The following is a 26,099-nucleotide window of genomic DNA, read 5'->3' on the forward strand; positions in this document are numbered from 1 at the left end:
CCCTAACCTCTTCAGGAATCCGACATGCCGACGATGAATCGCCGGGCCTTCGTGGCCGCCGGCTCTACAGCCCTGCTCGCTTCTTCCGTCAGCCCCGCGTGGGCGGCGTATCCCGACAAGCCCGTGAAGCTCGTCGTGCCGTGGGCGGCCGGCGGCAGCACCGACGCGATTGCTCGCGCCATGGCGCAGCGCATGAGCCAGACCATCGGCAGCCCGGTGATCGTGGACAACCGGCCCGGCGCCGCCGGCATGATCGGCACCGACGCGGCGGCCAAGGCCGCGCCCGACGGCTACACCATCGCCATCGTCGAACTGCCGCACGCCATCGCACCGGCGGTGACGGCGAAGCTGCCCTACGACCTGCTGCGCGACTTCACGCCGGTGACCATGATCGGCACCTCGCCGCTGGTGTTCTTCGCGGGCATGGGCGACGACAGCAAGGACTTCAAGACCTTCCTGAAGACCGCGGCGGCGGCCGCGGCCAAGGGCTCGCCGCCGGCCATCGCGCACAGCGGCGCGGGCACGGTGAGCCACCTCGCGGCGGAACTGCTCGCGAGCCGCACGAAGATCGCGTTCAACATGGTCCCGTACCGCGGTTCGGCGCCCGCGCTCACTGACGTGGCGGCAGGCACGGTGGCAGGCCACTTCGCGACGCTGGCCAGCGGCTCCAGCCTGCTGGGTGCCAACCGCATCCGCCCGCTGCTGGTGACGAGCGCGCTGCGGGTGAACCTGCCCGGCCTGCAGAACGTGCCGGCGCTCGCCGAGAGCGGGCTCAAGGGCCTGGAAATCGGCCAGTGGTGGGCCATGGTGGCGCCGGCCACCACGCCGCTGGACGTGATCGAGAAGCTGCGTCGCGAGGCCGTTGCCGCGCTCGAGCATCCGATGGTGAAGGAGCGGCTGTCGGCGCTCGGCGTGCAGATGAAGGGATCGACGCCGGCCGAGCTGCGCGCCTTCCTGCGCTCGGAGGCGGAGCGCTGGCAGAAGGCCGCGCACGAGATCGGGCTGCAGCCGCAATAAACGGCAGGCGCTCCTGCCCCTGCTGCTACTTCGCGTCGCTGTAGACGGTGGCGCGCGACACGCCCATGTGCGCCGCTGCGATCTCGGCGCCGCGGCGGACTTCCAGCATCCCGGCCTTCTTGAGTTCCTGCACCAGCTGCTTGCGATCGGCCGGCTTCAGCGAGCGCGGCGTGGTTGCGCGCGCGGCCGCGAACTCGTCGATGCGCGCGTGGATGCGGTCCGAGTGGTTGCCGCCGCCGCCGGCTTCCAGGTGCTCGTGCACTTCCTTGTCGTCGATGCGCGTGAACTGCGAGATCGCGCTCTGGAAGCTCTGGAACAGCGTGAGGTCGACGTTCAGGCACAGCGCGGCCACGTACTCGCCGCTCTCGTCCTTGATGCCGATGGAGGTGCTCTTGACCTTGCGGCCGTCGGGAAAGGTGTTGGCGTAGTTCGCGATCACCGCCGGGAACTCCGGATCGCGGATGCGCGCGAGGCCCAGCTCGGTGACCGACTCGCCGACCTCGCGGCCGCTGAGGCTGTTTTCTATGGCGTAGATCGCGTTCCTGGGGTTGCTCAGGTCGTGCACCACCACTTCGCAGAAGGGCGCGAAGGTCTGGCCCAGGCCCTCGGCCATGTTGCTCAGCATCTCGAGCAGCTGCTTGTTCGGCTTCTTCTTCATGCAGGGAAATGTATCCAGCTCTGGACGAACAATCTGATTTATACGAAAAGTATATAGTTGGATGTATTATCCAGAAATGTTCAGATTGATCCAGGAGCCACGAATGACAGAACGCGCACGCTACGTCGATCCCCGCACCGGCCGGCACCACGAGCTGTCCGAGCGCCGCTGGCGTTCGGACGACGGCAACCCGATGCTGGTCACGCCGCTGCCGGGCATCGGGCGCGACGACATCGATTCGCGCACGCGCTCGCTGTGGCGCTACCGCGCGGCGCTGCCGGTGAGCATCGACAGGCCCGCGAGCATGGGCGAAGGCTGCACGCCGCTGGTGCGGAAGCGCTGGGGCGACTTAGAGCCGCACTTCAAGCTGGAGTGGTTCAACCCGACCTGCAGCTTCAAGGACCGTGGCGCGGCGGTGATGATGTCCTTCCTGCGCCAGATCGGCGTCGATGCGGTGCTGGAAGACAGCTCGGGCAACGGCGGCGCGGCCATCGCCGCTGCGGGCGCTGCCGCCGGCATGCGCGTGAAGGTGCTCGCGCCCAGCTACACGCCCGCGCCGAAGGTGGCGCAGATCCGCGCCTTCGGCGCCGAGGTGCAGCTGGTGCCCGGGCCGCGCGAGGAGTCGGAATACGAGGCTGTGCGGCAGTCGGAGTCGATCTTCTACGCGAGCCACAACTGGCATCCGTTCTTCCTGCAGGGCACGAAGACGCTGGCCTACGAGCTGTGGGAAGACCTGGGCTTCGTGGCGCCGGACAACGTCGTGATCCCGACGGGTGCGGGCAGCAACGTGCTCGGCTGCTGGATCGGCTTCAAGGAGCTGCTGGCGGCGGGGCAGATCAAGAAGCTGCCGCGCATCTTCGTCGCGCAGCCGCTGAACTGCTCGCCGATCGACGCGAGCTTCACGGCGGGCGTCGACACGCCAGTGGAGCGCGCCGTGCAGCCGACGATCGCCGAAGGCACGGCGATCAAGCGGCCGGTGCGGCTGGCGGAGATCGTGCAGGCGTTGCGCGAGACGAACGGCAGGACCGTGGCGCTGGCCGAGGAGCAGATCGCGGCGGCGGTGCGCCGGCTCGCGGCCTGCGGCCTGTATGCCGAACCCACTTCCGCGTCCGCCGCGGCGGCCATCGACGTGCTGGCGCAGCGCGGCGACATCCAACGCACGGAGACGACGGTCGCGCTGCTGACGGGTACCGGCCTCAAGTCGACGCAGTTCATGACCGGGCTCTTCGCGGACGCTTCTGCCGCATAGCGAGCCGCTGAAAAAATGGCCCCCACGCCGCTCGGCATGGGGGCCATCCACTTGCTTGCCGATTCGTTGCCGGCTCGCTCCCTGATTGGCTCTATTTCCTCCGAGCCCTTATTTCCACTTCCAGCCCACGCCGGCGTTCACGCCCCATTCCTTGCCGGTGGTCGAAATGCCCGCGCCCCACGACATCCTTCCGTCGCCGGCCAGCGCCTTGAAGGTCAGCGCCACGGCGCTGTAGCCCTTGTAGCTGCCTACCCCGACGCCCACGGTCTTCTCGCCCGGAGCGAGCGTCGGCAGGTAGGTGCCCGACATGGCCATGGCCATGGCCGTGCCCGTGTAGGCGATGCGCGCGACGTCGGCAACCTGGCTGCGCACCTGGTTGAGCTGGTTCACGTTGACCGCGTCGGTGGGGAACACCCCCGGCGCCACATTGGAGATTCGCGTGCCCCCCGGCGCCTGGCCGTTGCCCAGCACGAGCTGGCTGTGGTCGATCGAGCCGTCGGGGTTGGTCGCATATTGCGCGCTGCTGGCCCGCGAGGCGGCTTCGGATGCCTTGAGCTGCGCCACGTTCGCCGCATCGCTGTCCGCCGTGCCGGCGGCCACGCCCGTGATCTGGCGGAACCGGCCACTGGCCGCATCGCCGACCGAAACGGCCGCCTGCGTGCTGGTGGTCGCCTTGACCGCGGCCTGATGCTGCGCAGATGCATTGCGAGGCACATAGCCGGCCAGGCCCGCGGCGGTGGCGGCCACCGAACCGGCGCCCAGCGCAACGCCTTCGCTGTGCTGCACCACCGCGCCGAAGCCGATGGCAGTGCCCTTGGCGATCCGCGGCGCCTGGCTCAGCGAGGTTCCACCGGCATCGGCGCCGTCGCCCAGCGCGGTGCCCCCGCCGCCCGCGCGCGAACCCGCGCCGATGGCCTGCGAGCCCGTGGCCAGCGCACCGGTGCCGATGGCGATCGCGTTCGCGCCCGTGGCGAGGGCGTAGGAGCCCACGGCCAGCGCGTTGTTGGCTGCTGCCTTGGCACCTGTGCCGGCCGCAAGGGATTTGGAACCGCTGGCCTCCGACTGCGGGCCGATCGCCACGGAGCTGTCGCCGCTGGCCGTCGAGTCGCCCGCCGTCGACTTGGTGTGGAAGTACTTGGTGCCCGTGTTGTAGATGGTGCTGACCGACGTGCTCAGGCTGCGCAGGTTGCCGTTGGTGGTGGACAGGCCGCTGGAGAGGCTTCCGATGCCGGCGGCCGTGGATGTCGACAGGCTGGCGAGGGCGCCGTTGGTCGTGTTCAGGCCGGTCGAGAGGCTGCCGATGCTGCCTGCGGTGGACGTGGACAGGTTGACGACTGCACGATTGGTCGTATCAAGGCTCGTGGACAGCGAAGCGGTGGTTGTCGAGAGCTGGCTGACGTTGACCGCGTCGGTCGGTGCGCCGCCAGCGGCGACGTTGGTGACTCTGCGCTCGCTGCCGCTGCTGCCCACCGACACTTCGCCGGACGGCGTCGCGGCTGCGACCGCGGCTCCCGCGGCCGGCGTGTAGGTGGGCGTTCCCTGCAGGCTTGCCAGCGAGTCGGCGGTGGTGCTGCCTGCACCAATGGCGGCGGAGTTGTCGTACTTCGCGGAAGCGCCGCTGCCCAGGGCCACGGCGCCCTGGCCGGCTGCGCTGGACGCCGCGCCGATCGCAGCCGAGTTCAGCCCTTGTGCCTGCGCGTCGTAGCCGAAGGCGGCACTCCCGGTTCCCGAGGCGCTGCTCGAGAGCCCGGCCGCGGTAGCCCATTTGCCGGCGGTGCTGGAGAACCCGAGGGTGGTAGCCCCGTCACCCGTGCCCTGCGAGTAGCTGCCATACACCGTCACCCCGTTCAGGTTGTTGCCGCTGGAGTCGCAGCCGGTGATGTTGGACCAGGGACCGGTTCCGTCGACCGGCATGCTGTTCGTGCCGGTGACGGTCACGCGCCCGATGGTTGCCGTGCCCGTGCTGTCGCAATTGCCAGGGGCGTAGGTCGACGCGTTGGCTGCGACCGGCGAGAGCTGCAGCCCACCGGCGAGGACTGCCGCAGTGACCGCCGACAGCCTGAAGCCAAGTCGGCCAGCGCGAATGCTTTTGTAGGAATTGCTCATGGATTTTTTCTTTGAAATAAATCTTCTGAAAAAGAAATGCGGACTCGATGCGCGTGACGAGGCGGCCTGATTCCCTGGCCGGGATCGGGCGTTGTTCGCTTCGCGGGGGTGAAAAATGGATTTCCCGGCTTCGGGAAATCGGCCTCGCCGATGGCTGCTTGCAGGTGCCGGTTCAGACGGGCAGGTGGTGATGCGTGAGCTAGCCGCAGGACTCGAGTGAAATCATTCCAACCTCTCTGTGTTTATTCGGCGATGAAAGTCGCGAAGAGGTGCGTTGCCGCACTCCGCCAAGACTTCGAGGTTGCGGAATGTATCGAGTGGAAAATGACTCAGCCAATGACCATTAATGTCAATTAATGGCATTCTTCCAGGATTGAATTATTTCCGGACTGTGGATTTTATTTTTTGAGCGAGAAGAAGTCCGCAATTTCGATTTTTCTCTTCAGAAGGATCTCGCGGCTCAAGCAGTCACGCAGCGCATTGATGACAAAAAATGCCAGCAAGGAGTCGGCGCCCAGGGGCCGAAATGTTCTTCCGTCCGCAACAAAAAATCACGCTTTTTCAGGTGCGAGGCGGGCGGCGTTGCATTGCGCCCCGCCTTTTTGAAAGCTCACCAGGGCCACGCGATACATGTGCCTGTTAGGGTCTCGATGGCGCGCGCGTGAAGAAGACGCGCGACGGTCAGGTCCTGCAGCGCGAGGCCCGTCATGTCGAAGACGGTGATGTCCTGCGGCGTGCGTTCGAAGGCAGTCTTGCCGCTGAGCAGGTCGCCCAGCTCCATGCATTCGGTGTCGGGCGCCCACTGCGCCTCGCCGATCTGCCGGGCCTGCGTGCGGTCGTCGACGAACAGGCGCGCGCGTGCCAGCAGGCCTTCCGGCAGCTCCCGCTTGCCGCGGGTGTCGGTACCCACGCAGTTCAGGTGCGTGCCGGGCTGCACGGCATCGAGATCGAACAGGGCTTCTCCGCCCGGCGTGGCGGTGATCACGATGTCGCTTGCAGCCACGGCTGCATTGCGGTCGTGCGCCGGCGCGATGCTGCAGCGGCTGGCGAAGCGGGCCTCGAAGGCGGCGTTGCGCTCGCCCTTCGCGCCAACATAGAGAACCTCGCGCAGCGAGGGGATCAGCCGCAGCGCGAAGTCGAGCTGGATGCGCGCCTGCACGCCGGTGCCGAAGATGCACAGCCGCGCACTGCCGGCGCGCGCGAGGCGCTGCAGGCCAAGGCCGCCGGCTGCACCCGTGCGAACGGTCGTCACTGTGTTGCCGTCGATGACGCACAGCGGCCGGCCGGTCGCCGGGTCGATCAGCGTGATCGTCGCCTGATGGGGCTCGCCGCCGCGCTGCCGGTTGGCCGGCCAGAAGCCCGCCGCCTTGAATCCGAGCAGCCCCTGGGCCTGCACGTCGCCGGACTTGATGCCGAACACGCCGCCGGTGCCCAGCGCCTCGCGCACCACCGGGAACACACGGCCTTCGCGGTCGCTGTGCAGCACGAAGGCCTCTCGCACGGCCCCGAGCACTTCGTCGGGGGAGAGGAGGGCATCGACCTGGTTCCTGTCGAGCAGCAGGAGCCGGGCGTCGGCGGGCGCGATGGAGGATGTCATCTGGAAATATTATCTATCTCCAGACAAAAAATCAAAAATCAGCCGGCAGGGCTGGCGCAGTCAGCGCCCCGTGTGTACCTTGATCCGGATCGTCGCCACGTCCCAGCCACGGTTCCTCAGCCTCGTGACGAGCATCGGCGACAGCTGGCGCAGCTTGGCCGCGGCGGCGCTGCCCTTGACCAGCAGGCACCATACGTCGCCCTCGGCCGGCCCCGCCTGGATGGCCGCGCGCATGGCTGGCGGAATCAGGCCTTCCACCGCCTTGAGCCGTTCGGTGGTGTCGCGCGCACGAGCCATCAGGCTGCCCAGCGTGGGGGCGCCTTCCGCAGCTTCCTGCAGTGAAATGGCGGGAGGGAGTCGGCGATACATCGGTAATCCAGGGGTTAGAAACAAGACAGCTAAAATGCCCGGTTTGCCGACGTTCGCGCCGGAAAAAGGGCCGCTTGCTTTCATCGAAAGCGCGCCCAACTGCTTTCACCATATCTTAGGGAATCCGGTCGAAGTGCCTGCCGTATCAGGCGCCCGCCCATCTCCACCCATGGCAACCAACTTCCTGACCCAGATTTTCGGCAGTCGCAACGACCGGCTGCTCAAGCAGTATCGCAAGACGGTGGAACGCATCAATGCGCTCGAGCCCGAGTTCGAGAAGCTCAGCGACGACGCTCTGCGCGCCAAGACCCAGGAGTTCAAGGACCGCATCGCCAAGGGCGAAACCCTCGATGCCCTGTTGCCGGAAGCCTTCGCAACGGTGCGGGAGGGCTCCAAGCGCGTCATGAAGATGCGCCATTTCGACGTGCAGCTGCTGGGCGGCATGGCGCTGCACAACGGCAAGATTTCCGAAATGCGCACCGGCGAAGGCAAGACGCTGACCGCCACGCTGCCGGTGTACCTGAACGCGCTGTCGGGCAAGGGTGTGCACGTGGTCACGGTGAACGACTACCTGGCCAATCGCGACGCGACCTGGATGGGCCGCCTCTACAACTTCCTCGGCCTCACCGTCGGCATCAACCTGCCGCAGATGCCGCGCGAGGAGAAGCAGCAGGCCTACGGCAGCGACATCACGTACGGCACCAACAACGAGTACGGCTTCGACTACCTGCGCGACAACATGGTCTACGAGCCCGGCGACCGGGTCCAGCGCGGGCTGAACTACGCGATCGTCGACGAAGTGGACTCGATCCTGATCGACGAGGCCCGTACGCCGCTGATCATCAGCGGCCAGGCCGAGGACCACACCGACCTGTATCTCGCCATCAACAAGGTGGTGCCGCTGCTCAAGAAGCAGGAAGGCGAAGCCGACCCGCGCACGGGCGAGGGCGTCACGGTGCCCGGCGACTTCACGGTCGACGAGAAGACCCACCAGGTGTTCCTGACCGAGGACGGCCACGAGAACGCCGAGCGCATCCTGGGCGAGTTCAAGCTGCTGCCCGAGGGCGCGTCGCTGTACGACCCGGCCAACATCACGCTGATGCACCACCTGAACGCGGCGCTGCGCGCCCGTCACCTGTATCACCGCGACCAGCATTACGTGGTGCAGCAGGGCGAAGTGGTCATCGTCGACGAATTCACCGGCCGCCTGATGACGGGCCGCCGCTGGAGCGACGGCCTGCACCAGGCCGTGGAAGCCAAGGAAGGCGTCGAGATCCAGGCCGAGAACCAGACGCTGGCCTCGATCACCTTCCAGAACTATTTCCGCCTGTACGGCAAGCTCGCCGGCATGACCGGCACGGCCGACACCGAAGCCTACGAGTTCCAGGAAATCTATGGTCTGGAGACCATGATCATTCCGCCGAACCGTGTCAGCAAGCGCGACGACCAGCTCGACCGCGTCTACAAGACCACGCGCGAGAAGTACGAGGCGGCCATCCAGGACATCCGCGAGTGCTACGAGCGCGGCCAGCCGGTGCTGGTGGGCACGTCGTCCATCGAGAACTCCGAAATCATCGACGGCCTGCTGACGCAGGCGGGCCTGCCGCACCAGGTGCTGAACGCCAAGCAGCACGCACGTGAAGCCGACATCGTGGCGCAGGCCGGCCGCACGAAGATGATCACCATCGCGACCAACATGGCCGGCCGCGGCACCGACATCGTGCTGGGCGGCAACATCGAGAAGATGATCGAGGCCATCGAGAACGACGAAGGCCGCGACGAAGCCACGAAGAAGGCCGACATCGAGCACGTGCGCGCCGAATGGGCCAAGGACCACGAGTTCGTGAAGTCGCTCGGCGGCCTGCGCATCATCGCGACCGAACGCCACGAGTCGCGCCGCATCGACAACCAGCTGCGCGGCCGCTCGGGCCGCCAGGGCGACCCGGGCTCCTCGCGCTTCTACCTGAGCCTGGACGATCCGCTGATGCGCATCTTCGCGGGCGACCGCGTGAAGGCGATCATGGACCGCCTCAAGATGCCCGACGGCGAAGCCATCGAGGCCGGCATCGTCACGCGCAGCATCGAGAGCGCGCAGCGCAAGGTCGAGGCGCGCAACTTCGACATCCGCAAGCAGCTGCTCGAGTATGACGACGTGTCGAACGACCAGCGCAAGGTGATCTACCAGCAGCGCAACGACATCCTCGACGCGGGCGACCTCACGGCGCAGATCGCCGGCCTGCGCGAAGGCTGCTTCACCGACCTCGTGCGCCAGTACGTGCCGAGCGAATCGGTCGAGGAGCAGTGGGACCTGGAAGGCCTCGAGAAGACGCTCTTCACCGAGTGGGGCATCGACATGCCGCTCAAGAAGGAAGTCGAGGCCTCGGAAGCCATCGCCGACGAGGACATCGTCGAGAAGGTGCTCAAGAACGCCAACGAGACCTTCGACGCCAAGGTCGCGCTGWTCGGCCAGGAGAACTTCACCCAGTTCGAGCGCATGGTGCTGCTGCAGAGCATCGACACCCACTGGCGCGAACACCTGGCTTCGCTCGACTACCTGCGCCAGGGCATCCACCTGCGCGGCTACGCGCAGAAGCAGCCCAAGCAGGAATACAAGCGCGAAGCCTTCGAGCTCTTCGGCCAGCTGCTGGATTCGGTCAAGAACGAAGTCACGCGCCAGCTCATGACGGTGCGCGTGCAGTCGAGCGAGCAGCTCGAGGAAGCCGCCGAAGCGATGGAGAGCCGCGGCGAGAATGTCTCGAACATCACCTACTCTGCGCCGACCGAGACGGGCGAGGTCGAGGTCCGCGTCGACGAGGAAAGCCAGCGCCGCATCGCCGCCGCCGGACTGGGTGGGCTCAGCGCGGAGGCCGCGGCCTTCGCCCGTGTCGGCCGCAACGATCCGTGCCCCTGCGGCAGCGGCAAGAAATACAAGCAGTGCCACGGCAAGCTGACCTGAGCTGAAGCCGTCATTCGCAACAACTCATCCGGAGAGAAATCCCCATGCCCGTGAACCTGTCAGCCCCTGATCCTGCCGCCTTGTTCGCGGTGCCCGGCGTCCGCATCGGCGTGGCCGAAGCGGGCGTGCGCAAGGCCAATCGCAAGGACCTGACGGTCGTGCTGATCGACGAGGGTTCGGCCGTCGGCGGCGTGTTCACGCAGAACCGCTTCTGCGCGGCGCCGGTGCAGGTCTGCCGCGACCACCTGGCCGCGAACCACGGCATCCGGGCGATGGTCATCAACACCGGCAACGCCAATGCGGGCACCGGCGAAGACGGCCTGATGCGCACGCGCTCCACCTGCATCGCGCTGGCGCGCAAGCTGGAGATCTCGCCCGAGCAGATCCTGCCGTTCTCCACCGGCGTGATCATGGAGCCGCTGCCCGTGGATCGCATCGAAGCCGGCCTGCCGGCCGCGCTGGCCGACGCAAAGGCGGACAACTGGGCGCGCGCGGCCGAGGGCATCATGACCACCGACACGATCCCCAAGGCGTTCAGCCAGCAGGTCCAGGTCGGCGGCGCCACCGTCACCATCACCGGCATCAGCAAGGGCGCCGGCATGATCCGCCCGAACATGGCGACCATGCTGGGCTTCCTGGCGACCGACGCGAAGATCGATCCCTCGCTGATCCAGCCGCTGGCCAAGCTGCTGGCCGACGCCTCGTTCAACCGCGTGACCATCGACGGCGACACCTCGACGAACGACTCGTTCGTGGTCATCGCCACGCAGAAGGCGGCGCACGCCACCATCACCTCGCTCGATTCGGCCGAAGGCAAGGCGCTCGTGGCAGCGATGCAGAACGTGGCGCGCCAGCTGGCGCAGGCCATCGTGCGCGACGGCGAAGGTGCGACCAAGTTCATCACCATTCAGGTCGAAGGCGGCCGCGACGCCGCGGAGTGCAGGCAGGTGGCCTACGCCGTGGCGCATTCGCCGCTGGTCAAGACGGCCTTCTACGCCAGCGACCCGAACCTGGGCCGCATCCTCGCGGCCGTGGGCTATGCCGGCATCGCCGATCTCGACCAGACGGGCATCGACCTGTTCCTCGATGACGTGCATGTGGCCGTCAAGGGCGGGCGCAATCCGTCGTACCGCGAGGAAGACGGCCAGCGCGTGATGAAGCGCAGCGAGATCACCGTGCGCATCGGCCTGGGCCGCGGCAACGCCAGCGAAACGGTTTGGACCTGCGACTTCAGCCACGAATACGTGACCATCAATGCCGACTACAGGTCATGAATGAACAGTTCCAACGGCTGATCGAACGCGCCGAACAGCTCATCACCCGCATCGAATCGATCCTTCCGCAACCACTGGCGGAGCCGGCCGACTGGAACGCGTCCATCGCCTGGCGCTACCGCCGCCGCAGCTCGGGCCACGGCGTGCTCGAGCCGGTGAAGCACGTGGCGGCGATGTCGCTCGATTCGCTGAAGGAAATCGACGTCCAGAAGGAAAAGATCGCGCGCAACACGCAGCAGTTCGTCGAAGGCAAGCCCGCGAACAACGTGCTGCTGACGGGAGCCCGCGGCACGGGCAAGTCGTCGCTGATCCGAGCCTGCCTGCAGACCTATGCGCCGCAGGGGCTGCGGCTGATCGAGGTGGACAAGGCCGAGCTCACCGACCTGCCCGACATCGTCGAGGTGGTGTCGCAGCGGCCCGAGAAATTCATCGTGTTCAGCGACGACCTGAGCTTCGACGAGGGTGAGCCGGGCTACAAGGCGCTGAAGTCGATCCTCGACGGCTCGATCGCGGCCTCGACGCCCAACGTGCTGATCTACGCGACCAGCAACCGGCGCCACCTGTTGCCCGAGTACATGAAGGACAACCTCTCGTACACCCACACCGAGGACGGCGAAGTCCACCCCGGCGAGGTGATCGAGGAAAAGATCTCGCTGTCGGAGCGCTTCGGCCTCTGGGTGAGCTTCTATCCCTTCAGCCAGAACGAATATCTGACGATCGTGGGCCAGTGGCTCTCGTCGTTCGGCGTGGACGAGGCCGCCATCGCGGCGGCGCGGCCCGAAGCGCTCGTGTGGGCGCTGGAGCGCGGCTCGCGCAGCGGCCGCGTGGCCTATCAGTTCGCGCGCGATTACGCGGGGCGGAGCAAGGCGTGAGCGAACCCCGCAAGCACACGGAAGTCGCGGTCGGCGTGCTGATCCGTCTGTCCGACGATGCCCTGCTGCTTTCCACGCGGCCCGAAGGCAAGGCCTACGCGGGCTTCTGGGAGTTTCCCGGCGGCAAGATCGAAGCGGGCGAGACGGTCGAGCAGGCGCTGCGGCGCGAGCTGCAGGAAGAGCTCGGCATCGCCATCGACGGCGCCGAGGTCTGGAAGGTGACCGAGCACGACTACCCGCACGCGCTGGTGCGCCTGCACTGGTGCAAGGTCACGGCCTGGAGCGGTGAGTTCGAGATGCGCGAAGGCCAGCGCATGGCCTGGCAGCAGCTGCCGCTGGAGGTGACGCCGGTGCTGCCGGGCGCGTTCCCGGTGCTGCAGTGGCTCTCGGAAGAGCGCGGCCTGCCGTTCGTGGCGCCGCCGGTGGTCGCGCCTGCCGACGCGCCGGCCAACTGACCGCTTGATGCATCCCAAGTACCGTCCGGACATTGACGGCCTGCGCGCCATCGCGGTGGGCTCGGTGCTGGTGTATCACGCGTTCCCCACGGCGCTGATGGGCGGCTTCATCGGGGTCGACATCTTCTTCGTGATCTCGGGCTTCCTGATCACGACCATCATTCTCCAGAGCCTCGCGGCGGGCGACTTCAGCTACCGCGACTTCTATGCGCGGCGCATCCGGCGGATCTTCCCGGCGCTGCTCGTGGTGCTGTTCGCCACGCTGTGCGCGGGCTGGTACCTGCTGCTGTCCGACGAATTCGCCGAGCTCGGCAAGCAGACCGTGGGCGGTGCCTCCTTCGTCGCCAATTTCGTGTTCTGGGGCGAGTCGGGTTACTTCGACACCGCCGCCGAAACCAAGCCGCTGCTGCACCTGTGGTCGCTGGGCATCGAGGAGCAGTTCTACATCTTCTGGCCGCTGCTGCTGGGGCTCGCCTGGCGCAAGGGCTGGCCGATCGTGCGCGTGGTGCTGGCGGTGGCGGCGGTCTCGTTCCTGGTGAACGTGACCACTGTGCATCCGCTGCCGGCGGCCTCGTTCTATTCGCCGGCTTCCCGTTTCTGGGAGCTGATGGTGGGCGGCATCCTGGCCTGCATGCGGCTGAAGCCGCCGGCGCCGAGCGCCTGGCGCAGCCACTTGCAGTCGGTGCTGGGCGTGGGGCTGATCGTGCTCGGGCTGGTGATGATCCGCAGCAACAAGTCGTTCCCGGGCTGGTGGGCCCTGCTGCCCACGCTGGGCGCGGTGAGCTGCATCGCAGCGGGGCCGAACGGCGTGCTCAACAAGTACCTGCTGTCGAACCGGGTGATGGTGTGGATCGGGCTCATCAGCTATCCGCTGTACCTGTGGCACTGGCCGCTGCTGGCCTTCGTGCGCATCGTCGAGGCCGACCCGCTGCATCCCTCGCCGGTCTACCGTGCCTGCGCGATGGTGGCCGCCGTGCTGCTGGCCTGGGCCACGTACCGCTTCGTCGAACGCTACACGAGAAGCCGTCCCGGCACGGGCATCCTCAAGGTATTGGGCGGCGGCATGGTGCTGATCGCCGCGCTGGGCACCGCGATCTTCTTCGGCGTGCCCGGGCCCCGCAACAACAGCGAGCGGCTGCAGATCGTCGCCAACGCCACGCTGGACGCCGACTACTACGCCGGCTTCAAGCTCGACCAGATCGGCGAGCAGCTGGTCTACAAGACCGGCAGCGGCCCGAAGCGCGTGCTCTTCGTGGGCGACAGCCACGTGCAGCAGTACGCCCCGCGCATCATGGAGCTGTCGCGCACGCTGTCGATGCCCGACAAGTCGGCCTGGTTCGTGACCCAGGGTGCATGCCCGGTGGTGCCCGGCGTGTACGCGGACAAGAACATCGGCTGCGCCGAGCGGCGCGACGCCATGCTGGCCTACGCGATGGGCCCGGAGGTCGATTCGGTCGTCATCGGCGGCTGCTGGAACTGCTACTTCGTCGGCCACGGCGCGCTGGATTACTATTTCCGCGGCCCCGACAACCAGGTCCATCCGTTCCAGGGCGGCGACGGCATCGAGCGCTCGCTGGCCTCGCTGGAGGCCACGCTGCGCGGGCTGGCACGGCACAAGAAGGTCTTCCTGCTGCTCGACAACCCCGGCGGCCCCGAGTTCACGCCCAAGCGCCTGATCGAAGGCAGCCGCCTCACGCACATGGAGGCCACGACTTCTTCGCCGACGGTGCCGCTGCCGGCAGACCAGAAGGCGCTCAACGACAGGCTGCGCGCCATCGCCGAGGCGAGCGGGGCGCAGCCCATCGACGCGATGGCGGTGCTGTGCAAGGACGGCAGCCACTGCCTTGTCACGCTGCCCGACGGCGCGCCTGCCTACAAGGACGCCGACCACCTGCGGCCGCGCTACACGCGCGAAGAGGCGAGCTACTTCGACCGCACCGTGCGCAGCGCCCCCGCGCAGCAGCCGTCGCGCTGAGCGTTCCCGCCAGCCGAGCGACCGACCGATCGACGACGCAACCATGCATCCCAAGTACCGCCCGGACATCGACGGCCTGCGCGCCATCGCGGTGGGCTCGGTGCTGGCGTACCACGCGTTTCCCAGCCTGCTGCCGGGCGGCTTCATCGGCGTCGACATCTTCTTCGTGATCTCGGGCTTCCTGATCACGACCATCCTCCTGCAGAGCCTGGCGGCGGGCGACTTCAGCTACCGCGACTTCTACACACGCCGCATACGGCGGATCTTTCCGGCGCTGGTGCTGGTGCTGCTGGCGACGCTGGCCTTCGGCTGGTACGTGCTGCTGCCGGGCGAGTTCTCGCAGTTGGGCAAGCAGACCACGGGCGGCGCCGCCTTTTTCGCCAACCTCGTCTTCCTGGGCGAGGCCGGCTACTTCGACGCCACGGCCGAGACCAAGCCGCTGCTGCACCTGTGGTCGCTGGGCATCGAGGAGCAGTTCTACATCTTCTGGCCGCTGATGCTGGGGCTGGCCTGGCGCAAGCGCTGGCCGATCCTGCGCGTGACGCTGGCGGTGGCGACGATCTCTTTCCTCGTCAATGTGCTGACGGTGCAGCCGCATCGTGCGGCGGCTTTCTATTCGCCGCTGTCGCGGGCCTGGGAGCTGATGGCGGGGGGGCTGCTGGCGGTCATGCAACTGCAGGCTGCTGCTCAAGGGGCGGTGAGCACCCGTGCGTGGAAGAAGCATCTGCAGTCGACCGTCGGCATCGCGCTGATCGTGCTCGGCCTCTTCATGACGCGCAGCACCAAGGCGTTTCCGGGCTGGTGGGCACTGCTGCCGGTGCTGGGCGCGGCGAGCTGCATCGCGGCTGGACCGGGTGGCGTGCTCAACAAGTACCTGCTGTCGAACCGGGTGATGGTGTGGGTCGGGCTGATCAGCTACCCGCTGTATCTCTGGCACTGGCCGCTGCTGTCTTACGCGCGCATCGTGACTGGCGGCGAGCCGCCTCTGCAGCTGCGCATCGTGCTGGTGGTGGCGTCGGTCGTGCTCGCCTGGGCCACGTATCGCTTCCTGGAGCGCTTCGTCAAGCTGCACCTCTCGCCGACGATCCTGCGCGGGCTGGCTGGTGCGGGCGCCGCGCTGGCGCTGGCCGGCGTGCTGGTCTTCCTGGGCAGGCCATTGCCGCGCCACGACAGCCCGGCCCTGCAGGCGGTGGCCGATGCGACGCGCGAGGACAACTACTATGACGGGTTCGAGGAGGCCGCGCTGGGCAACCAGTTCGTCTACCGCGCCGGCAACGGCAAGCACAACGTGCTGCTGATCGGTGACAGCCATGTCGAGCAGTACGCGCCGCGCGCGCTCGAACTGGTGCGCACGCAGCCCGACAAGGCGCGCACCGTGTACTTCGCGACCAAGGGCTCGTGCCCGCCGGTGCCGGGCCTGTTCAGCGGCCTCGATACCGGCTGCGACGAGCGGCGCACCGCGGTGCTCGACCTGGCGCTCAAGCCCGAGATCGATTCGGTGGTGCTGGGTGCGTGCTGGAGCTGCTACTTCACCGGCGCCGGCCCCACGGTGAACTACTTCGTCGACGATCGGAAGGCCGTGCACCCGTTCATCGGCGGCGACGGCATCGAGCAGTCGCTCAAGTCGCTGGGCGAGGTGCTGAAGCGGCTGTCGGCGCTCAAGCCGGTCTACCTGGTGCTCGGCAATCCGGTGGGCATGGATTTCGATCCGCTGCGGCAGATCGAGGGCAGCCGCCTGGGGCGCATGACGGCGGAATCCGGGCAGCTCAAGGCGCCGATGCCGCAGGACCAGGCGCAGTTCAACGAGCGGCTGAAGCAGGTGGCGCAGGCCAATGGGGCCAAGGTCATCGAGCCTTTCGCCAGCCTGTGCGCGGGGGGCGAATGCATCCGCAGCATGCCCGACGACGGTTCGCCGGCCTACAAGGACATCGGCCACCTCAGGCCGCGCTACGCGCGCAGCTTCGCAACCTATATCGATCCGGCGCTGCTGGATGAAGGGGCGGCTGGCAAGTAAGCAGCCGCTGCGCCTGCACGCCAGCGGCGCAGGCTTTTCCTACTGGATCTTGGGATCGCCGAAAGGCTCGTCGTCCGGCGGCGCCTCGGCCGGCATGCGGAATTCCTCGCTGGCCCAGGCGCCCAGGTCGACGCCCTTGCAGCGCGCGCTGCAGAAAGGCCGGTAGGCATTGCTCGGCGCGTAGACGCTGTCGCCGCCGCATGTGGGGCAGCGGACGATGCGCTCGCCCTTGCTGTTCACCTGCGTCGTCATGCGCAGAGAGTCAGCTCGAAGGGTGCGTCTTCCGAGCTCTGGTGCAGGCGGTCGTCCTTGTCGTGGCGCATGAGGCGCACCGACACCATGAGACGGTTGCCGCTTATTTCAGGGATGAGGCCCAGCTTTGGGTCGATGCGCAGGCGCAGCAACTGGAAACTGCGGCCCTGGGGCAGGTTCTGCTGGAACTGCCCGTTGACCGCGATCACCTTGTAGGGCACGTCGGCGTCGCGCAGCAGCTTGAGCAGCAGGTAGATCGACGAGGCCAGGGGCGACAGCGTGTTCGACCAGCGTTCGAGATCGGCGCGGCGGCTGGCGGCGGGGCGGTGCTGCCAGGCGTAGTAGGCGGGCAGGTCGAACCCGCAGGTGCCGCCCGGAATGCCGGCGCGGCTGCGGATGCTCATGAGCCACTCGTTCTCGGTCAGCGCCTGGCCCGCCTTGCCGGCCACGCTGTTGAGGGTGGCGAAGTTGCCTTCGAGCTGGCCGATGACCTGGTCGAGCACGGCCTCGGCGATGGCCGGATTGCCCCGGTAGCTGTTGAAGACGTTCTTGTGCTTGTCCAGGTCGCGCAGCACGTCGGCCTTGAGGTCGGCGCGCGCGGCGACGTCCATGATCTCGAAGATCGTGACCAGGGCGTAGTGGTGCGACAGGGGAGATTCGGCCGGCACCAGCTCGCCGAGGCGGCGAAACAGGTGCTCTAGCCGCAGGTACGTGCGGATGCGCTCGTTGAAGGGGTACTCGTAGAGGATCACGCGTATCGGTTTTTCACGTCGGGTTCGGGCTCATTGCGTCTTGGGGGCCGGGGGCGGGAACACCTCGCGCACAGCTTCCAGCATACGCTCCCCGAAAAGAATGTAACCCCGGGTCGACACATGTGTCTCGTTGGCGGGAAAAAGATCCTTCATCTTGAAGCGATTCTGTTCTGCCAGCGCAAACAGGTCCGGTCCGATATTTTGCGGGTTGAACGCGGCGCGGAACGCGTCGGCATGGTTTTGTTGCAAATACACGCTGGTCTTGTTGGGCACGACCATCCACACCACCTTGTAGGGCGCGGCGGTGCTCTCGAAGCGCTTCATGAAGTTCGCGGACTCGGCCGTCAGGGCCGGATTGACGCGGTCCTCGGCGGTCATCAGGAGCTTGTCGCAGGCGCGATGGCTGAACTGCTTGCAGCCGTCTGGCACCACGCGTGCGTCGATCAGCGGGCCCCAGCGCTCGGGCGTGTTGGTCCAGCTGTCGGAGGCCAGGATCTCCTTCGTGTTCCTGTACGTCAGCCAGCCGCTGAGCAGTTGCGCGTCCCAGTTGAGCTGGAAGCCGGGAGCGGGCCTGGACGGGTTCTCGAAGGGTGGCGGCGTCGGCTTGAAGGCGTGCTTCATGGTCTTGCACGACTCCGATTTCTCGATGCGGTCGTACAGCAGCCGCTCGATGCTCTCGACGATCACCACCTTGCCTTTGAAGCCCGATTTCTCGAGCCAGCCCGAAAAGTCGCCGCACAGGACTCCGCCCAGGTTGTCCCAGTGCGTGGTCGTGATCTTGTAGCCCGCGCCCACGAGCTTCGATTGCCACGCATAGCGCACGGAGAAGCTGTCGCCGATCACCAGGATGTCGGATTCGGTGATGGGCCAGGTCTTGACGTCGGCGTCGGGGATGGGCGGCGGCGGCTCATGCCAGCCGAATTCGCGCTCTGAGATGCGCCCGATGCGGGTCAGGTCGCCATACGGAATGGGCGTGAGCAGGCTGACGAGCAGCAGCCCGCAGCACACCAGGTAGCCCGCGGCGAAGATGCGAAGCCAGGTCCTGGCCGATTTCGTGTCTTCCATGTCGTCAGAATTGGAAATAGAGGAAGGGGCTGTAGCTGCCGAACTTCGACACGCACAGGCCGAACAGATAGACGCAGCCCAGGCCGGTGACCCACGTGGCCATGCGCTGCAGGCGCGGGCGACCGGCCAGGCCGGCGACCGCGGGAATCCACCGGTCGAGCGTGATGGTGGGCGGCAGCGCAAGGCAGATCACGATGGCCACGAGCAGGGTCTGGAAGAACTCTGGCTTGCGGAACGGCACGCGGAACTCGCTGAAGGCCGACACGGGCGCGCCGTGCAGGCCCAGCATGCCCTTGTAGATCTCGACGGCGGCCGACATGCTGTCGGCGCGGAACACCACCCAGGCGATCATCACGCACACGAAGGTGATGAACCATCCGGCCACGCGGCCGTACCAGGCGGTTTCGGTCTTGCCGCGCCGCACCTTGGCGTTCCAGAAGTGGTTGACCATCAGGTAGAAGCCGTGCAGCGCGCCCCAGATCACGAAGGTCCAGGCCGCGCCGTGCCACAGGCCGCCCAGCAGCATCGTCAGGAACAGGTTGATGTAGCGCCGCGCCGGGCCCTTGCGGTTGCCGCCCAGCGGCACGTAGAGGTAGTCGCGCAGGAAGGTCGACAGCGAGATGTGCCAGCGCCGCCAGAACTCGATCATGTTGGTCGACTTGTAGGGCGAGCGGAAGTTGAGTGGCAGCTGCACCCCGACGCACAGCGACAGGCCCACGGCCATGTCGGAGTAGCCCGAGAAGTCGAAGTAGATCTGCATCGTGTACGCCAGCACCCCGAACCACGCCGTGTACAGCGAGGGCATCACGCCTTCGTGCACGCCCTTGAACATCATGTCCGCGTACTGGCCCAGCGGGTCGGCGATCAGCATCTTCTTGGCCAGGCCGAAGACGAAGACGCCCAGCCCCAGCGCGATGTTGTTGGCATTGATCCTGTAGGTGGCCGGGCTGTTGAACTGCGGCATCATCTGCGCGTGATGCAGCACGGGGCCCGCGATCAGGTGCGGGAAGTAGGTCACGAACAGCACGTAGTGGATGAAGCTGCGTTCGTGCACCTTGCCCTGCCAGCAGTCGACCAGGAAGGCGATCTGGGTGAAGGTGTAGAACGAGATGCCGATCGGCAGCACGATGTGCACCAGGTCGATCTGCTCCAGGCCCGCCGCGGCCAGGCCGGCATCGATGTTCTCGAGGAAGAAGTTGGCGTATTTGAAGACCGCCAGCACCCCGAGGTTGACCACCAGCGCGACGATCAGCAGCGTCTTACGGTACTTGTCCTCCCGGCTGGGGGAGGGGGTGAGCCGCAGCCCGAACCAGTAGTTGACGCAGATCGACCCCAGCAGCAGCGGCAGCGCCTTGACGCTCCACCACCCGTAGAAGAAGAGGGAGGCCAGTGCCAGGAACCCCGCCGCCGACCGGGGGCTGCGCGCACCGATCAGGAAGAAGCCGATCAGGACCAGCGGGAAGAAAACGAAGATGAAGGGATACGAATTGAAAAGCATCGTGAGGGGCGCTTGGGCATGCGCCGTTTGACGTGATCGTCCTTTTGCCGTCGCGGCGTCAACTCCAAATTATCGCGTGCCCGACTTAGCCCACCGTTCCCAGAGACCCCGGACCTCTTGAGCGAGTTCCTCCAGGGTCAATGACTCGTTGTAGATGACTGCGTCCGCGGCGGCCCGGCGCGCCCGGCGCGGAGCCTGCTGGGCGATCACCGCCTTGACCGCCTCCGGCGCCCAGCCGGAGCGTGCGACGACGCGTTTCAACTGGGTTTCCTCGGTGGCGTCGACCACCAGCACCCGGTCGACGATGGCGCGCCAGCGCCCGGATTCGACCAGCAGGGGAACGTCGAACACGACGACGGCATCCTCGCCGGCCGCTGCCGCCCGGCGCCGGGTTTCGTCGCCGATCAGGGGGTGGAGGATGGATTCGAGGCGGACCTTGGCATCGGCGTCCGCGAAGACGATCCGCCGCATGGCCGCGCGATCCAGGCCGCCGGCCGGGTCGATGACGCTGGGGCCGAATGCCTCCTCCAGGGCGGGCATCGCAATCCCGCCCGGCAGCGCGATGGAGCGCGCGATGGCATCGGTGTCCACCAGAAACGCCCCTTGGGCCACCAGAAGGCCCGCGACAGTGCTCTTGCCGCTGCCTATGCCGCCCGTCAGTCCGATGCGCCGCGCCACCATGCGGATGTCAATGGATCAGCGCGCCCAGCGGGAAGGCGAACGGAATCCACTGCCTCACGACTTCGGGGCCCGCGACGAGGCAGACGAGGCCCGCACCGGCCAGGAAGGGGCCGAAGGCGATGGGGATGTCCTTGTGCGCCAGCTTGCCGGCGACGCGTAAAGAGATGCCGATCACCGCGCCCACCAGCGAAGAGACGAGGATGATCGCGATGAGGTAGTCGGCGCCGAGCCATGCACCCAGCGCGGCCAGCAGCTTGAAGTCTCCATAGCCCATGCCTTCCTTGCCCGTGACCAGGCGAAAGGCATGGTACACAAGCCAGAGGCTGAGGTAACCGAACACGGCGCCCCAGACGGCAGAACTCAGCGAAACACCGGTCCAGCCCATGGCCGCGCCGATCAGGCCCAGCCAGAGCAGCGGGTAATTGAGCGAGTCGGGCAGGAACTGGGTGTCGAAGTCGATCAGGAACTGGCAGATCAGCAGGGCGCCGAATGCGGCCCACAAGGCGCCAGTCGGCGTGATGCCGAAGCGCCAGGCGCACAGGGCGAACAGGCCGCCGGTGATCAGCTCGACCAGCGGGTAGCGCGGACTGATCGTGGTCTTGCACGAAGAGCAACGCCCGCGCAGCACGGCGTAGCTCAGCACTGGGATGTTCTCGTACCAGCGGATCCCGTGGCCGCAGGCACCGCAGCGCGACGCGGGACGCATCAGGTCGAAGGGAGGTTGTTTCTCTACGACCTCGGCTGCCTTGTCGGCTGCGGCTTCCAGCCCGACGGGCGCCGCGACCTTCGGTCCGAAAGCAAGCGACCAGAGCGAAGGCGCGTCCTTCGACGACATGAGGTTGGCGACGGCGTCGGCGAGCCATTCGCGGTACATCATCACCGGCACGCGGTAGATGACAACGTTCATGAAACTGCCGATCAACAAGCCCAGGACACCGGTGAAGACGGCGTCGAACTCCCGCGAAACCAGCATCAAACGACCTGGCCGAGCTTGAAGATGGGCAGGTACATCGACACCACGATGCCACCGATGATGGTGCCCAGGAACACGATGATGATGGGTTCCATCAGGCTGGAGAGACCGGCGACCATGTCGTCGACTTCGGATTCATAGAAGTCGGCGGCCTTGCCCAGCATGTGGTCGATGGAGCCGGATTCCTCGCCGATGGCGGTCATCTGGATCACCATGGACGGGAAGAGGTTGGCGTTGGTCATGGCGGCCGTGAGGCTCGTGCCGGTGGAAACCTCCTGCTGAATCTTCGCCGTGGCGTCACCGTAGACGGTATTGCCGGAGGCGCCGCCCACGGAGTCGAGCGCTTCGACCAGCGGGACGCCGGCCGCGAACATGGTGGCCAGTGTGCGGGTCCAGCGGGCGACGCAGGATTTTTCGATGAGCGCTCCGAAGATCGGCACTCTCAGCAGCAGGCGGTCCATGAATCGCTGGAAGCGCTCGTTGCGTTTCCAGGCCTGCATGAAGAAGTAGAGTCCGCCGCCGATGCCGCCGAAGATCAGCCACCAGTAGGAGACGAAGAACTCGCTGATGCTGATCACGATCAGCGTCGGAGCAGGCAGGTCGGCGCCAAACGACGTGAATACTTCCTTGAACGCGGGAATCACGAAAATCATGATGATGGCGATCACGACGAAGGCCACGACTATCACTGAGATCGGATACATCAGAGCCGACTTGATCTTCGACTTGATCGCCTCGGTCTTCTCCATGTAGGTGGCCAGCCGGTCCAGCAACTCTTCCAGGATACCTGCCGCCTCGCCCGCCTCTACCAGGTTGCAGTAGAGGTTGTCGAAGTACTTCGGAAACTTGCGGAAGGCAGCTGACAGCGAGGTACCGGTTTCCACGTCGCTGCGGATGTCGTTGAGCAGCTTCGCCACGCTTGCGTTGGCGTTGCCGCGTCCAACGATGTCGAAGGACTGCATCAAAGGCACGCCGGCTTTCATCATGGTCGCCAACTGGCGCGTGAAGATTGCGATGTCCTTGGGCTTGATCGCCTTGCCGGAACGCATGCGGCGCTTCTTGATCTTGGAGGCGAGCACACCCTGGCGGCGCAGCGCAGCCTGCACCTGGTTTTCGCCGGCAGCACGAAGTTCGCCTCTGACCAGCTTGCCGTTGCGGTCCTTGCCTTCCCATTCGAAGACAAATTCCTTGTGTGTAGGCTGGGTGCGGGAGGATGCCACTGTTGCCATTCGATCTCCGGTAATCGGTATGTTCGTTATTCGTTGGTGCAGGCAACCACTTCTTCCAGCGAAGTGAGGCCTTGCATGACCTTGCGCAGGCCCGACTGGCGCAGGGAGCGCACGCCCTCGGCCTCCGATTGCTGGGCGATGTCGAGCGCGCTGCCGTCGCGCAGGATGATTTCCTGGATGGCTTCCGAGATCGGCATCACCTGGTAGATGCCGACGCGGCCCTTGTAGCCGCCGCTGCAGGCGGAGCAGCCGACGGGGCGATAGGGCTTCCAGGAGCCATCCAGTTCTTCTTCCTTGAAGCCCGCCTCGAGCAGCGTTTCGCGCGGGACGTCGGCCGGCAGCTTGCAGACGGTGCACAGGCGCCGCGCGAGGCGCTGGGCCGTGATCAGGATCACGCTCGAGGCGATGTTGAACGGAGCGATGCCCATGTTGCGCATCCGCGTGAGCGTGGTCGGCGCGTCGTTGGTGTGCAGCGTGGAGAGCACCAAGTGGCCCGTTTGGGCCGCCTTGATCGAGATGTCGGCGGTTTCGAGGTCGCGGATTTCGCCGACCATGATGATGTCGGGATCCTGGCGCAGGAAGGCGCGCAGCGCAGCCGCGAAGGTCAGGCCCGCGCGTTCGTTGACGTTGACCTGGTTGACGCCGGGCAGGTTGATTTCCGACGGGTCTTCCGCAGTCGCGATGTTCACGCCGGGCTGGTTCAGCAGGTTCAGGCAGGTGTACAGCGACACCGTCTTGCCCGAGCCTGTGGGGCCGGTGACGAGCACCATCCCGTAAGGGCGCCCGATGGCATGCAGCAGCCGCGCCTTTTCATCCGCGTCGTAGCCGAGGGCGTCGATGCCCAGACGTGCGCTGCTCGGGTCGAGAATACGAACCACGATCTTCTCGCCGAACAGCGTGGGCAGCGTGCTCACGCGGAAGTCGATCACGCGGTCGGGCCCGATCTTGAGCTTCATGCGGCCGTCTTGCGGCACGCGTTTCTCGGAGATGTCGAGCCTGGAAATGACCTTGATGCGCGAGGCCAGCTTGTCCTTGATGACGGTGGGCGGGCTGGCGACTTCGCGCAGTTCACCGTCGACCCGGAAGCGCACGCGGTAGTTGTGCTCGTAGGGCTCGAAGTGGATGTCCGATGCCCGCATGCTGACGGCGTCGAGCAGCATCTTGTGCAGGAAGCGCACGACCGGCGCATCTTCGACTTCCGCGATGGCCTGGTCGTTGCTCTCGTTCGTGGTCTCGGCGGACACGTCGTCGAACTCGAACTCGCTGCCGACGATGCTGTTGATGGTTTCCGCCGCGCTCACGGCGGCGGCTTCGATCATCCGCGACAGCTTGTCGTATTCCGCGATGACCCAGTCGACACCCATCTGGGAAGCGAACTTGATCTTTTCGGCGGCTTGCTGATCGGAAGGATCTGCCGTTGCAACAATCAGACGGTTGTTGCGCTTGCTGAGGACGACGATGCGGTACGCATGGCAAAGCTTCTGGTCGAGCAGATCCTTCGGCAGGCGCTGCGGATCGATGGCGTCGAGATCGAGTAGCGGGGCGCCGAAAGCACTGGAAAGGGTGTGGGCGAGGTCGGCTGCAGAGACCGCGCCGGAGCCAGTCAGTTCGGCAATGAAACTGGTGCGACCGCTGAGGGACTTCTGATAGATGTCCTCGGCCACTTTGGCTGGCAGCTTGCCGGCCGAAACCAAGGCGCGCGCAAGCCCGGGCAGGGCAATTTGCGAAGGTTCTTTAACAGGAAGTTCGGCGGCAGCCATTCAGCGAGTGAAAAAGATGTGAAAATTTGCTTCACGATCATCGCTGAACAGTCCTGTGCTGTAAATCGCTACACAGCAACAGGCTGGCCATTTGTCTATTAATGCCAGCCGAAGGCTGGTCGGGGTGAGAGGATTCGAACCTCCGGCCTCTACGTCCCGAACGTAGCGCTCTACCAGGCTAAGCTACACCCCGATGGTTGCAAGAAAAAAGAAATCGTCCTAGATGCCAACTCAGGTGAGGTGTTCAGGCACGTCGCTCAAGCAACTGAGCCGCCAATTGTAGCAAACCTGAAGCGTGCAAATTGGACGGGAAATCTTTTAGTGCATGGATCGCACGCTGCGCTTCGGCCGCGGCAGCCGCGCGCGAGGCCTCCAGGGCGCCGGTTTCCTGAACGATCTCGATGACCTTGCCCAGTTGGGTGGTGTCGCCGGCCTCGATGGCGGCGCGTACCAGTTCGCTCTGTGCCGGGGTGCCTCGCTGCATTGCAAAAATGAGAGGCAGCGTGGTCTTGCCTTCGCGCAGGTCGTCGCCGACGTTCTTGCCTGTTTCGTTGGCGTCGCCTGTGTAGTCCAGCACGTCATCGATCACCTGGAAGGCGGTGCCCAACGCTTGGCCATAGGTGGCGCAGGCTTCTTCCATTTCGGGCGCGGCATTCGCCAGTACGGCTGCGAGGCGGGTGCTGGCCTCGAAGAGCTTCGCCGTCTTCGAGCGGATCACGCGCAGATAGGCCGCTTCGTCCAGCGACGCGTCGTGCATGTTCATCAGCTGAAGCACCTCGCCCTCGGCGATGATGTTGGTGGCTTCGGCCAGGATCTGCATCACGCGCATGTTGTTGGCATCCAACATCATCTGGAATGCGCGCGAGTAGAGGAAGTCGCCGACCAGCACGCTGGCCGGGTTGCCGAAAGACTCGTTGGCCGTCGCCCGTCCGCGACGCAGGGTCGATTCGTCGACCACGTCATCGTGCAGCAGGGTTGCCGTGTGAATGAACTCCACCACGGCCGCCAGATTGAATCGCTGCTCACCCGCATATCCCAGTGCTCCTGACATCAGCAGCAGAAGTGCTGGCCGCAGGCGCTTGCCGCCAGCGGAAATGATGTACCTGGAAACCTGGCTGACGAGCGGCACGCCCGTGTCGAGGCGGCGGGCGATCACTCGGTCGACTTCGACCATGTCGCCGGCAATCAGGTCCAGCACGGTGGCGGTGGGAGAGGTGTCGGCGGCTGGAACTGGCAAAGCGAAGGCGCGGAGCGCTGCTGAGTGTTGTGTGTGGGCGCCCAGGCGGGTGGCAGGGCCGGAAGGCGCAAATTATAGGGAGCCGAAGCGGCTTGGCGGTGGGGTTGCGC

The 26,099-nt window shown here is 66.1% G+C and carries 21 protein-coding genes and 1 tRNA gene; 8 read left to right on the forward strand and 14 right to left on the reverse strand.

Annotation, left to right across the window (positions count from 1 at the left end; genetic code table 11):
- The first annotated feature begins 24 nt into the window (after positions 1-24).
- Positions 25-1,017, forward strand: coding sequence for a tripartite tricarboxylate transporter substrate binding protein (locus QMO14_RS08235; protein ID WP_301505884.1), 993 nt, complete (start codon positions 25-27; stop codon positions 1,015-1,017).
- 25 nt (positions 1,018-1,042) lie between these two features.
- On the opposite strand, the gene QMO14_RS08240 is transcribed toward QMO14_RS08235, so the two are convergent.
- Positions 1,043-1,675, reverse strand: coding sequence for a transcriptional regulator (locus QMO14_RS08240; RefSeq protein WP_301505886.1), 633 nt, complete (start codon positions 1,673-1,675; stop codon positions 1,043-1,045).
- 103 nt (positions 1,676-1,778) lie between these two features.
- On the opposite strand from QMO14_RS08240, the gene QMO14_RS08245 reads away from it, so the two are divergent.
- Positions 1,779-2,924, forward strand: a complete 1,146-nt coding sequence (locus tag QMO14_RS08245) for a pyridoxal-phosphate dependent enzyme (RefSeq protein ID WP_301505888.1) — start codon at positions 1,779-1,781, stop codon at positions 2,922-2,924.
- Positions 2,925-3,032: 108 nt separating this feature from the next.
- Here the strand turns inward: QMO14_RS08245 and QMO14_RS08250 are convergent, their stop codons facing one another.
- The 3 genes from QMO14_RS08250 to QMO14_RS08260 form a co-directional block, all read right to left on the reverse strand.
- Complete coding sequence (locus QMO14_RS08250) at positions 3,033-5,030, reverse strand: YadA-like family protein (protein WP_301505890.1); 1,998 nt, start codon at positions 5,028-5,030, stop codon at positions 3,033-3,035.
- A 610-nt stretch (positions 5,031-5,640) separates the two neighbouring features.
- The gene (locus QMO14_RS08255) at positions 5,641-6,627 is read right to left on the reverse strand and encodes an ornithine cyclodeaminase family protein (RefSeq protein WP_301505892.1); all 987 of its coding nucleotides are present in this window, start codon (positions 6,625-6,627) and stop codon (positions 5,641-5,643) included.
- A 60-nt stretch (positions 6,628-6,687) separates the two neighbouring features.
- Positions 6,688-6,996 (reverse strand): hypothetical protein, encoded by a 309-nt coding sequence (locus QMO14_RS08260; protein WP_301505894.1) that lies wholly within the window; start codon positions 6,994-6,996, stop codon positions 6,688-6,690.
- A 169-nt stretch (positions 6,997-7,165) separates the two neighbouring features.
- On the opposite strand from QMO14_RS08260, the gene secA reads away from it, so the two are divergent.
- Genes secA through QMO14_RS08290 form a run of 6 tightly spaced genes read left to right on the forward strand, consistent with a single transcriptional unit; the run spans position 7,166 to position 16,542 of the window.
- A complete protein-coding gene (gene secA, locus QMO14_RS08265; protein ID WP_301505896.1) occupies positions 7,166-9,952 on the forward strand; it encodes a preprotein translocase subunit SecA in 2,787 nt (928 codons plus the stop codon).
- 44 nt (positions 9,953-9,996) lie between these two features.
- Positions 9,997-11,226, forward strand: coding sequence for a bifunctional glutamate N-acetyltransferase/amino-acid acetyltransferase ArgJ (gene argJ, locus QMO14_RS08270; protein WP_301505897.1), 1,230 nt, complete (start codon positions 9,997-9,999; stop codon positions 11,224-11,226).
- Positions 11,223-12,098, forward strand: a complete 876-nt coding sequence (locus QMO14_RS08275) for an ATP-binding protein (protein WP_301505899.1) — start codon at positions 11,223-11,225, stop codon at positions 12,096-12,098. Before argJ ends, QMO14_RS08275 begins: the two co-directional genes overlap by 4 nt.
- A complete protein-coding gene (locus QMO14_RS08280; RefSeq protein WP_301505901.1) occupies positions 12,095-12,553 on the forward strand; it encodes an NUDIX domain-containing protein in 459 nt (152 codons plus the stop codon). Before QMO14_RS08275 ends, QMO14_RS08280 begins: the two co-directional genes overlap by 4 nt.
- A 7-nt stretch (positions 12,554-12,560) precedes the next feature.
- Positions 12,561-14,528, forward strand: a complete 1,968-nt coding sequence (locus QMO14_RS08285) for an acyltransferase family protein (protein ID WP_301505903.1) — start codon at positions 12,561-12,563, stop codon at positions 14,526-14,528.
- Between the two features lie 43 nt (positions 14,529-14,571).
- On the forward strand, positions 14,572-16,542 hold the full coding sequence (locus QMO14_RS08290; RefSeq protein ID WP_301505904.1) for an acyltransferase family protein: 1,971 nt from the start codon (positions 14,572-14,574) through the stop codon (positions 16,540-16,542).
- Between the two features lie 39 nt (positions 16,543-16,581).
- On the opposite strand, the gene QMO14_RS08295 is transcribed toward QMO14_RS08290, so the two are convergent.
- The 10 genes from QMO14_RS08295 to QMO14_RS08340 all read right to left on the reverse strand — a co-directional run bounded on the left by QMO14_RS08295 (position 16,582) and on the right by QMO14_RS08340 (position 25,989).
- A complete protein-coding gene (locus tag QMO14_RS08295) occupies positions 16,582-16,794 on the reverse strand; it encodes a DNA gyrase inhibitor YacG (RefSeq protein WP_301505906.1) in 213 nt (70 codons plus the stop codon).
- Positions 16,791-17,546, reverse strand: coding sequence for a cell division protein ZapD (gene zapD / locus QMO14_RS08300; protein ID WP_301505908.1), 756 nt, complete (start codon positions 17,544-17,546; stop codon positions 16,791-16,793). The genes QMO14_RS08295 and zapD overlap by 4 nt, the downstream gene beginning before the upstream one ends.
- 30 nt (positions 17,547-17,576) lie before the next feature.
- Positions 17,577-18,611, reverse strand: a complete 1,035-nt coding sequence (locus QMO14_RS08305; protein WP_301505910.1) for a hypothetical protein — start codon at positions 18,609-18,611, stop codon at positions 17,577-17,579.
- 4 nt (positions 18,612-18,615) lie between these two features.
- Complete coding sequence (locus QMO14_RS08310; protein WP_301505912.1) at positions 18,616-20,109, reverse strand: MBOAT family protein; 1,494 nt, start codon at positions 20,107-20,109, stop codon at positions 18,616-18,618.
- 69 nt (positions 20,110-20,178) lie between these two features.
- Complete coding sequence (gene coaE / locus QMO14_RS08315; protein WP_301505914.1) at positions 20,179-20,790, reverse strand: dephospho-CoA kinase; 612 nt, start codon at positions 20,788-20,790, stop codon at positions 20,179-20,181.
- Between the two features lie 7 nt (positions 20,791-20,797).
- Positions 20,798-21,763, reverse strand: a complete 966-nt coding sequence (locus QMO14_RS08320) for an A24 family peptidase (protein WP_301505916.1) — start codon at positions 21,761-21,763, stop codon at positions 20,798-20,800.
- Positions 21,763-22,992 (reverse strand): type II secretion system F family protein, encoded by a 1,230-nt coding sequence (locus QMO14_RS08325; RefSeq protein ID WP_301505918.1) that lies wholly within the window; start codon positions 22,990-22,992, stop codon positions 21,763-21,765. Before QMO14_RS08325 ends, QMO14_RS08320 begins: the two co-directional genes overlap by 1 nt.
- Before the next feature lie 26 nt (positions 22,993-23,018).
- Positions 23,019-24,752: a type IV-A pilus assembly ATPase PilB gene (gene pilB / locus QMO14_RS08330; RefSeq protein WP_301505920.1), complete on the reverse strand. Its 1,734-nt coding sequence runs from the start codon at positions 24,750-24,752 to the stop codon at positions 23,019-23,021.
- A gap of 116 nt (positions 24,753-24,868) precedes the next feature.
- Positions 24,869-24,945, reverse strand: a tRNA-Pro gene (locus tag QMO14_RS08335).
- A 51-nt stretch (positions 24,946-24,996) separates the two neighbouring features.
- Entirely contained in the window at positions 24,997-25,989 is a 993-nt protein-coding gene (locus tag QMO14_RS08340; RefSeq protein ID WP_301505922.1) for a polyprenyl synthetase family protein, read from the reverse strand.
- Positions 25,990-26,099: the final 110 nt, after the last annotated feature.

Source organism: Variovorax sp. CAN15 (assembly GCF_030462475.1).
GTDB lineage: Bacteria > Pseudomonadota > Gammaproteobacteria > Burkholderiales > Burkholderiaceae_C > Variovorax.

Excerpts from the sequence above, each read along its gene's own strand:
- QMO14_RS08235 (WP_301505884.1), top strand. The coding sequence starts at position 25 with ATGCCGACGATGAATCGCCGGGCCTTCGTGGCCGCCGGCTCTACAGCC.
- QMO14_RS08240 (WP_301505886.1), bottom strand. The coding sequence starts at position 1,675 with ATGAAGAAGAAGCCGAACAAGCAGCTGCTCGAGATGCTGAGCAACATG.
- QMO14_RS08245 (WP_301505888.1), top strand. The coding sequence starts at position 1,779 with ATGACAGAACGCGCACGCTACGTCGATCCCCGCACCGGCCGGCACCAC.
- QMO14_RS08250 (WP_301505890.1), bottom strand. The coding sequence starts at position 5,030 with ATGAGCAATTCCTACAAAAGCATTCGCGCTGGCCGACTTGGCTTCAGG.
- QMO14_RS08255 (WP_301505892.1), bottom strand. The coding sequence starts at position 6,627 with ATGACATCCTCCATCGCGCCCGCCGACGCCCGGCTCCTGCTGCTCGAC.
- QMO14_RS08260 (WP_301505894.1), bottom strand. The coding sequence starts at position 6,996 with ATGTATCGCCGACTCCCTCCCGCCATTTCACTGCAGGAAGCTGCGGAA.
- argJ (WP_301505897.1), top strand. The coding sequence starts at position 9,997 with ATGCCCGTGAACCTGTCAGCCCCTGATCCTGCCGCCTTGTTCGCGGTG.
- QMO14_RS08275 (WP_301505899.1), top strand. The coding sequence starts at position 11,223 with ATGAATGAACAGTTCCAACGGCTGATCGAACGCGCCGAACAGCTCATC.
- QMO14_RS08285 (WP_301505903.1), top strand. The coding sequence starts at position 12,561 with ATGCATCCCAAGTACCGTCCGGACATTGACGGCCTGCGCGCCATCGCG.
- QMO14_RS08290 (WP_301505904.1), top strand. The coding sequence starts at position 14,572 with ATGCATCCCAAGTACCGCCCGGACATCGACGGCCTGCGCGCCATCGCG.
- QMO14_RS08295 (WP_301505906.1), bottom strand. The coding sequence starts at position 16,794 with ATGACGACGCAGGTGAACAGCAAGGGCGAGCGCATCGTCCGCTGCCCC.
- QMO14_RS08305 (WP_301505910.1), bottom strand. The coding sequence starts at position 18,611 with ATGGAAGACACGAAATCGGCCAGGACCTGGCTTCGCATCTTCGCCGCG.
- QMO14_RS08310 (WP_301505912.1), bottom strand. The coding sequence starts at position 20,109 with ATGCTTTTCAATTCGTATCCCTTCATCTTCGTTTTCTTCCCGCTGGTC.
- coaE (WP_301505914.1), bottom strand. The coding sequence starts at position 20,790 with ATGGTGGCGCGGCGCATCGGACTGACGGGCGGCATAGGCAGCGGCAAG.
- QMO14_RS08320 (WP_301505916.1), bottom strand. The coding sequence starts at position 21,763 with ATGCTGGTTTCGCGGGAGTTCGACGCCGTCTTCACCGGTGTCCTGGGC.
- QMO14_RS08325 (WP_301505918.1), bottom strand. The coding sequence starts at position 22,992 with ATGGCAACAGTGGCATCCTCCCGCACCCAGCCTACACACAAGGAATTT.
- pilB (WP_301505920.1), bottom strand. The coding sequence starts at position 24,752 with ATGGCTGCCGCCGAACTTCCTGTTAAAGAACCTTCGCAAATTGCCCTG.